The organism is Enterococcus xiangfangensis (genome assembly GCF_005405365.1).
Classification (GTDB): domain Bacteria; phylum Bacillota; class Bacilli; order Lactobacillales; family Enterococcaceae; genus Enterococcus_A; species Enterococcus_A xiangfangensis.
This window is the reverse complement of the sequence record NZ_BJDX01000008.1, coordinates 111,546-119,221: the sequence shown is the minus strand read 5'-3', so window position 1 is coordinate 119,221 and position 7,676 is coordinate 111,546. Positions and strand designations below refer to the sequence as shown.

The following is a 7,676-nucleotide window of genomic DNA, read 5'->3' as shown; positions in this document are numbered from 1 at the left end:
AGTATAGCGGAATGGTATACGGTATGAGCATCAAACTAATTTTTGTAAAAAAATTAATTCATTAAAACGAATAAGGAGAATGATCATGGAGCGGATACTTCAAAAGCCATTGTTATCAAAAGCGACAACGAAAAGATTGTCTTTGTATTTGCGTTGTTTGAAGGGACTGGAAAAAAATAATGTCACTCGTATCAAATCTTCTGAGCTGAGCAAAATGACGCAAGTCGGGTCAGCGACGATTCGACGCGATTTTTCGCATTTTGGTGAATTGGGCCGCAGCGGATATGGGTATGATGTGCATGATTTGATCAAAGTGTTCAGTGAGATGTTAGAAACAAAAGAAGAAAAACGGATCGCGCTGATCGGCTGTGGAAATTTAGGACAAGCGCTGTTAAACAATAATTTTCGTCGAAATGAAAATTTGAAGATTGTTTGTGCATTTGATAATGATCCTGAAAAAATTGGCAAAGAACTCTGTGGTTACCATGTTTATTCAATTGATGAGATGGAAAAAGTTTTAGCAGAAGAAAAAATTACGGTTGCGATTTCGACAGTTCCAAGTCAAAATGCTCAAGCGGCAATCGATCAAGTGGTTGCCAATGGCATCACAGCGATTTTAAATTTTGCGCCAGATCCATTGAAAGTACCGGACAATGTCCATGTCCATTACATCGATCTGACCTCGGAATTACAGACACTGATCTATTTTGATGGGCAGTAAGACTTTACAAGTCACAGACTTCATTGTAAAATGAGGCAAACAAGGATCAAGAGGAGTACATGAGCAGCAAAGGTTGAGAGAGAAAGTGCTAGGCTGAAACATTTTCACTTTGACTCATGGAAGGTAGCTTGGGAGTTTTGCGTTCTGAAAAAAGTAAGAGCGCGCGGCGCATGACCGTTATCCATGTTTGAGCGGCAGAATTTTTTCTGCAATTTAGGTGGTACCGCGTAATTTACGTCCTAGAACACAAGCGTGTTCTAGGACTTTTTGTTAGCTCTGTTTTTTTGACGCAGAAAATCAGAAAATTTGTGCGGGAAATGTTTAGCAGATAAAACTGATTCTGAGCTGACTAGCACCAAACAATTACTAGGAGGAACATATATGACTGAAAATTTACCAACAAAATTCAATCCGCAAGAAGTTGAAGCCGGTCGTTACCAAAAATGGTTAGAACAAGATTTGTTCAAACCATCAGAAGATAAAAAAGCCAAACCTTATTCTATCGTGATCCCACCACCAAATGTGACGGGAAAATTACACTTAGGTCATGCTTGGGATACAACGTTGCAAGATATGATCATTCGTCAAAAACGGATGCAAGGTTTTGATACATTGTGGTTGCCGGGGATGGACCATGCAGGAATTGCAACACAAGCAAAAGTAGAAGAAAAATTAAGAGAACAAGGAATCTCTCGTTATGATCTTGGCCGTGAAAAATTTGTCGATCAAGTCTGGCAATGGAAAGAGGAGTATGCTGGCCACATTCGTGAACAATGGGCTAAGTTGGGATTGTCATTAGATTACAGCCGCGAACGTTTTACTTTAGATGACGGATTATCTGAAGCTGTCCGAAAAGTTTTCGTTTCTTTATATGAAAAAAAATTGATCTATCGTGGAGAATATATCATCAATTGGGATCCACAAGCAAAAACAGCGTTATCTGATATTGAAGTGATCCACAAAGACTTAGAAGGTGCTTTTTATCACGTGTCGTATCCGTTAGCTGATGGCAGCGGCGTTTTAGAAATCGCAACGACGCGTCCTGAAACGATGTTAGGCGATACTGCGATCGCAGTTCATCCTGATGATGAACGTTATCAAGAGTTGATCGGCAAAATGGCGATCTTACCTTTAGTAGATAAAGAAATTCCAATCATTGCAGATAGTTACGTTGATCGTGAGTTTGGAACTGGTGCGGTGAAGATCACGCCGGCGCACGATCCTAATGACTTCGAGGTCGGTAATCGTCATAACTTGCCGCGAGTAAACGTGATGAATCCAGACGGCAGCATGAATGAACTGGCTGGAAAATATGCTGGGATGGATCGTTTCGCCGCTCGCAAGGCGATCGTCGCTGATTTAAAAGAAATTGGTCGTTTGATCAAAGTTGAGAACATGGTTCATAGTGTTGGACACTCTGAAAGAACCGGTGTTGTAGTCGAACCGCGTTTATCTACTCAATGGTTTGTCAAGATGGGGCCACTTGCTGAGCAAGCTGTAAACAATCAAGGCACAGAGAATGCAGTAGAATTTTTCCCGCCGCGTTTTAATAATACTTTTATGACATGGATGGAAAATGTTCATGACTGGGTAATCTCTCGTCAATTATGGTGGGGGCATCGGATTCCGGCTTGGTATCATAAAGAAACTGGTGAAATGTATGTTGGGATGGAAGCGCCAACTGACAGTGAAAACTGGGAACAAGATCCAGACGTGTTGGATACATGGTTCAGTTCTGCTTTATGGCCTTTTTCTACGATGGGTTGGCCAGATGAAGCAAGCGCAGACTATAAACGTTACTTTCCAACAAGTACGTTAGTTACCGGTTATGATATTATTTTCTTCTGGGTCAGCCGAATGATCTTCCAAAGCTTGGAATTTACGGATGAACGCCCATTCAAAAATGTTTTGATTCACGGGTTGATTCGTGACGAACAAGGCCGCAAGATGAGTAAATCTTTAGGCAATGGGATCGATCCGATGGATGTCATTGAAAAATATGGTGCCGATGCATTGCGCTGGTTCTTATCGACTGGTTCTGCACCGGGACAAGATGTTCGATTCAGTTATGAAAAAATGGATGCTGCTTGGAACTTCATCAATAAAATTTGGAATGCGTCTCGTTTTGTAATCATGAATGTTGAAGACTTTACGACAGAAGACATTGATTTTACTGGTGAAAAAACGGTAGCAGATCGTTGGATCTTGACTCGTTTAAATGAAACAATCGAAAAAGTTACTAATTTGTTCGATCAGTTTGAATTTGGTGAAGCCGGTCGTCAATTGTATAATTTCATGTGGGATGATTTCTGTGATTGGTACATCGAAATGAGTAAAGAGATTCTTTACGGGGAAGACGAAACAGCGAAACGGACAACGAAGAGCATCTTAATCCACGTGTTGGATCAAACCTTACGCTTATTGCATCCAATCATGCCATTCGTAACAGAAGAAATCTGGGCAAAGATTCCGCATATGGGTGAATCATTAGTCGTCGCTAAGTATCCAGTCGTTCAATCAGAAAATAATGATGAAACAGCTGCTAAAGGGATGGAAGTCTTGAAAGAATTGATTCGTTCTGTTCGGAATATTCGTGCGGAAGTGAATACGCCGCTTTCAAAACCAATTACTTTGTTGATCAAAACAAGTGATCCAAAAGTTGATGAATTTTTGATCGAAAATACGAGCTACATCGAACGCTTCTGCAATCCAGAAGAATTGACGATCAGCAGTGAGATTACTGCACCTGATTTAGCGATGTCGGCTGTATTGACCGGTGCAGAAATCTATCTTCCGTTAGCTGGTTTGATTAACATTGAAGAAGAAATCAAACGTTTAGAAAAAGAATTAGCAAAATGGAGCGGTGAAGTCAAACGTGTGCAAGGAAAACTTGCCAACGAACGTTTTGTCGCAAATGCTCCTGAAAATGTCGTTGCAGAAGAGCGCGCAAAAGAAAAAGATTATTTAGAAAAACAAGCAGCCGTTCAAGAACGGATCGAAAGCTTGCGGACGATTTCTTAAAGGAAGTAATGGGTGTGACCAATTGAGGTCGCACCCATTTTTTATGGTGAATTTAGGACGAGGTTGTTGAACCATCGACTAGATTTTGAAAAACTTTGTCTTTTAAAAGAATCATGCTAGACAATCTTTCTTTGACAATTTTTGCTATACTAGAAATATACAAAAAATGATGCAAATGAGGCGAATAATTTTGACGATAGAAGAAGCGATTGCTTGGATTCACAGTCGAAAAAAATTTGGATCCCGTCCAGGTTTAGATCGTATCCAAGCCTTATTAACCAAACTAGACCATCCTGAAAAGAAAGTTTCCGTGATCCATATCGCTGGAACAAATGGCAAAGGTTCCACTGTCGCCTATTTACGCAGTATTTTAGTCGAAGCCGGTTTGACCGTCGGGAGTTTTACTTCGCCATATATTGAAGAATTCAATGAACGAATCGCAATAGACGGAAAATCAATTCCTGATGACGAGCTGATTCATTATGTAAAAAAATTCCAACCGATCGTTGCGAAGTTGGATCAAGAACCGGCAATCAGTGGCATCACAGAATTTGAGATCTTAACAGCAATCATGCTTGATTATTTTGCCGCAAAAAAAGTCGATGTAGCGATCGTTGAAGTTGGACTGGGCGGTTTATTAGATTCAACCAATGTCGTTTTGCCGATTTTGACAGCAATCACGACCATTGGCTACGATCATATGGATATTTTAGGTGATACGCTCAATGAGATCGCGTACCAAAAAGCTGGGATCATCAAGCAAAATATTCCCGTCGTGACTGGAAACATCACTAAGGGGCCTTTAATCGAAATCATTGAAAAAGCGGCGGCTGAAACAGCTAAAATCTATCGATATGGAGAAGAATATCAGGTAGATTATATGCGGCCGGATCCAACTTGGGGCGAGTTGTTCAATTTCACCGATCGGGCAGGCAAGTTTCCAGCGTTAAAAGTTCCATTGCTGGGTCGGCATCAAGTAGAAAATGCCGGAGTCGCAATTGAATTATTCCATTTATATTGTGAACTAAAAGGACTACCGTTTGAAGAAAAAACGATCCAAAAGGGACTATTACATGCACAGTGGCCTGCTCGGATGGAAAAAATCAGCGATGAACCGCTGATCGTGATGGACGGTGCTCATAACGGACATGCGATGGAACGTTTAGTCGAAAATGTAAAGCGTGAATTTCGCGGATATAATGTAAAAATTCTTTTTTCTGCATTGGAGACAAAAGATGTGGATCATATGCTGACACAACTAGCAACTATTCCCAATGTAAAAATTTATTTAACAACGTTTGAATATCCGAAAGCTTTGGATCTCAGTCGCTTTGATAAACTAGACAGTCGATTTGAAGTTGTTTCCCTTTGGCAATTCGGTTTAGGTGAGTTGTTGGAAACTATGGAAGCAGGCGATTTATTATTGATCACTGGATCACTGTATTTCGTTTCTGAAGTGCGTCAATTATTATTAAACTTAGGAGGTACAAATGAAAAAAGTTAAAGGAATCATTTTTGATATGGATGGACTGTTGTTTGATACAGAATCGATTTACTATGAAGCAAACCAAATAGTAGCAGATAAATACGATCTTCCGTTCACTAAAGAGATCTATACTCAATTTATCGGCGTCTCCGATGAGGAAGTTTGGGCCGAGCTGCATAAAATGTATGCCGATCATGGAAAAGAGACCGTTCAACAATTCATCGATGAGAGCTGGGGAATGGCTCATGATCGTTTCAAAACAGGTAAGGTCGATTTGAAACCAGGCGTTTATGAATTATTGGCTTATTTGGAAGAAAAAAATATTCCGCGGGTTTTAGCATCAAGTAACGTTCGACCAATCATTGAGATTTTATTGGAACATGCGGGGATTCGCGACAAGTTTTCTGCGATCATTTCAGCAGAAGATGTGAAATTTGCTAAACCTGATCCGGAAATTTTCGTTATTGCGGCTGACCGTTTAGGGATTACTGGAACTGACGGGTTAGTCTTAGAGGATTCTAAAAATGGGATTTTAGCGGCAGAAGGTGCAGGCGTTCCAGTCGTGATGATTCCAGATATTTTACCACCAACGGCTGAATTAGAAGAAAAAACTGAAGCTGTTTTAGTATCTTTGCATGAAGTAATCGACTTTTTGGAGAAATAAAGAAGCGTCCCTTGCGTACTTTAAAGAAAAGTAAGCAAGGGAGTTTTTTTATGGAAAAGAATTCATTGTTGCAAGAGCTGCCTGAAAGCTCGTGGCCACGGGAACGATTGCTACGAGAAGGTGAGAAACATTTATCTGATCAAGAATTATTAGCAATCATTTTGCGCAACGGATCACGCCAGCAAAATGTTATGGAACTTGCCGGTAATATTTTGCGAGAATATTCGACACTCTATGAGTTGAAGTACACTACCTTACAAGAGCTGCAGCAATTTAAAGGAATCGGAGAAACACGAGCAATCGAACTGAAGGCAATGATGGAATTTGGCTATCGGATTTATCGAGCATTACAGCCTAAGCTTGGGAAAATTCAATCTAGTTTCTCATTCGGCCAGTTTTTAATAACAGAATTGAAAGATTACCGACAAGAACATTTGGTGGCATTTTTCTTAAATACTAAAAATGAGATCATTTTTCGAAAGACAATTTTTATTGGCTCATTGAACCAGTCGATTGCGCATCCGCGGGAGATATTTCGTGAAGCGGTGCGAACGAGCGCGGCACGAGTGGTTCTTGGACACAATCATCCTTCAGGCAATCCACTGCCTTCGCAAAACGATTTGGAATTTACTGAGCGTGTGCGGGAATGCGGTGCGATGATGGGCATCGAGTTGTTGGACCATATTATCGTTGGCGAAACCAAATATTTCAGTTTGCGGGAAGAAAAGTACTTAAAGTAGTAATTGAAAACCCTTGCGTACAGAATAACACCAATGTTAAACTATTAATGTAATCTTGTTTGAGTTGCGAGTTGGTATACAGATAGTTTCCTTTTCGTCAGCTAGCAATGTTACAATCAATAAGTGCTCAGGCACGAGGAGGATTTTATTCATGGAAAACGGAACAGTAAAATGGTTTAACGCAGAAAAAGGCTTTGGTTTCATTACTCGCGAAGACGGCAGCGATGTATTCGTACATTTCTCAGCTATCCAAGGTGATGGATTCAAAACAGTTGAAGAAGGACAAGCAGTAACTTTTGATGTTGAAGAAAGCGATCGCGGCCCTCAAGCAGTTAACGTTGTTAAACAATAAAATGACAAAGCCTTAGAGATTTTTCTCTAAGGCTCTTTTTATGTTCGACTTAGTGGATATTTTGCCAAACAATGGATTGAATCGTAAGGTGTTTCAAAACGATTTATGACGAAAAGAGAAGCGCTTTCTTTGTATCGAAGCAAAAAAGCGGAGACTTAATGCTCCATAGAAAATTGAAAAAAGCGATCTTCTTCTAAATCGGGCGTATGATTCGCGTTATTGACAGCCAATGCGGCTTTGCCGATACAGTATTGCCAGAAAAAATCAAAGAAGAACGGATTGTTTTTTTCTGATTGGAGCGCAACAAAGGTGTCTTTAGTCACTTGCTTAACTAACTGGATGGTGTCAGAGTCTTGCAAAAAGAAACGATGAAATTCATCTGGATAATCTAGTGCGTAGTTTGTAATAGTTGTCGAGAGGCTCTGCAAAGATCTTGGCTCTTGATCTTGCAAAAAATCACTGTATTTTACTAAGATCCGGCTAGTTAAAACGGACTTTAATTCAGCGAGATTGGCAAATTCGCGATAGATCGGCTGTGTTGAGCAAGCGATGTGTTGGGCGATGTTGCGAGCGTGGAATTTTTTAAAGCCCTCATTAATAATCAATTGATAAGCACCATCAATTATGTGGCTTCGTTGTACACGTTGTGTTCTTACCATAAGTGATCTTCCTTTATCTTTAATTGAAAGTGT

Annotated in this window: 7 protein-coding genes and 1 other annotated feature; of the genes, 6 read left to right on the top strand and 1 reads right to left on the bottom strand. The window is 40.2% G+C overall.

Annotation, left to right across the window (positions count from 1 at the left end; translation table 11 throughout):
- Positions 1-85: 85 nt before the first annotated feature.
- The 6 genes from FFM68_RS10535 (at position 86) to FFM68_RS10510 (ending at position 6,984) form a co-directional block, all read left to right on the top strand.
- Positions 86-721 (top strand): redox-sensing transcriptional repressor Rex, encoded by a 636-nt coding sequence (locus FFM68_RS10535; protein ID WP_137619287.1) that lies wholly within the window; start codon positions 86-88, stop codon positions 719-721.
- Between the two features lie 33 nt (positions 722-754).
- Positions 755-966 (top strand) — a binding site (T-box leader).
- 136 nt (positions 967-1,102) lie between these two features.
- Entirely contained in the window at positions 1,103-3,742 is a 2,640-nt protein-coding gene (locus FFM68_RS10530) for a valine--tRNA ligase (protein ID WP_137619286.1), read from the top strand.
- Between the two features lie 175 nt (positions 3,743-3,917).
- Entirely contained in the window at positions 3,918-5,246 is a 1,329-nt protein-coding gene (locus FFM68_RS10525; RefSeq protein ID WP_174784515.1) for a bifunctional folylpolyglutamate synthase/dihydrofolate synthase, read from the top strand.
- Entirely contained in the window at positions 5,233-5,892 is a 660-nt protein-coding gene (locus FFM68_RS10520; RefSeq protein WP_137619285.1) for an HAD family hydrolase, read from the top strand. The genes FFM68_RS10525 and FFM68_RS10520 overlap by 14 nt, the downstream gene beginning before the upstream one ends.
- A 50-nt stretch (positions 5,893-5,942) precedes the next feature.
- Positions 5,943-6,632 (top strand): RadC family protein, encoded by a 690-nt coding sequence (radC, locus tag FFM68_RS10515; protein ID WP_137619284.1) that lies wholly within the window; start codon positions 5,943-5,945, stop codon positions 6,630-6,632.
- Positions 6,633-6,783: 151 nt separating this feature from the next.
- Positions 6,784-6,984: a cold-shock protein gene (locus tag FFM68_RS10510; RefSeq protein WP_137608626.1), complete on the top strand. Its 201-nt coding sequence runs from the start codon at positions 6,784-6,786 to the stop codon at positions 6,982-6,984.
- A gap of 155 nt (positions 6,985-7,139) precedes the next feature.
- Here FFM68_RS10510 and FFM68_RS10505 read toward each other — a convergent pair whose 3' ends face one another.
- Positions 7,140-7,643, bottom strand: coding sequence for a TetR/AcrR family transcriptional regulator (locus tag FFM68_RS10505; RefSeq protein WP_137619283.1), 504 nt, complete (start codon positions 7,641-7,643; stop codon positions 7,140-7,142).
- Positions 7,644-7,676 lie beyond the last annotated feature (33 nt).

Bases quoted from the DNA above. Each gene is read 5' to 3' on its own strand.
- FFM68_RS10525 (WP_174784515.1), top strand. From the start codon at position 3,918: ATGAGGCGAATAATTTTGACGATAGAAGAAGCGATTGCTTGGATTCAC.
- FFM68_RS10535 (WP_137619287.1), top strand. From the start codon at position 86: ATGGAGCGGATACTTCAAAAGCCATTGTTATCAAAAGCGACAACGAAA.
- FFM68_RS10510 (WP_137608626.1), top strand. From the start codon at position 6,784: ATGGAAAACGGAACAGTAAAATGGTTTAACGCAGAAAAAGGCTTTGGT.
- radC (WP_137619284.1), top strand. From the start codon at position 5,943: ATGGAAAAGAATTCATTGTTGCAAGAGCTGCCTGAAAGCTCGTGGCCA.
- FFM68_RS10530 (WP_137619286.1), top strand. From the start codon at position 1,103: ATGACTGAAAATTTACCAACAAAATTCAATCCGCAAGAAGTTGAAGCC.
- FFM68_RS10505 (WP_137619283.1), bottom strand. From the start codon at position 7,643: ATGGTAAGAACACAACGTGTACAACGAAGCCACATAATTGATGGTGCT.
- FFM68_RS10520 (WP_137619285.1), top strand. From the start codon at position 5,233: ATGAAAAAAGTTAAAGGAATCATTTTTGATATGGATGGACTGTTGTTT.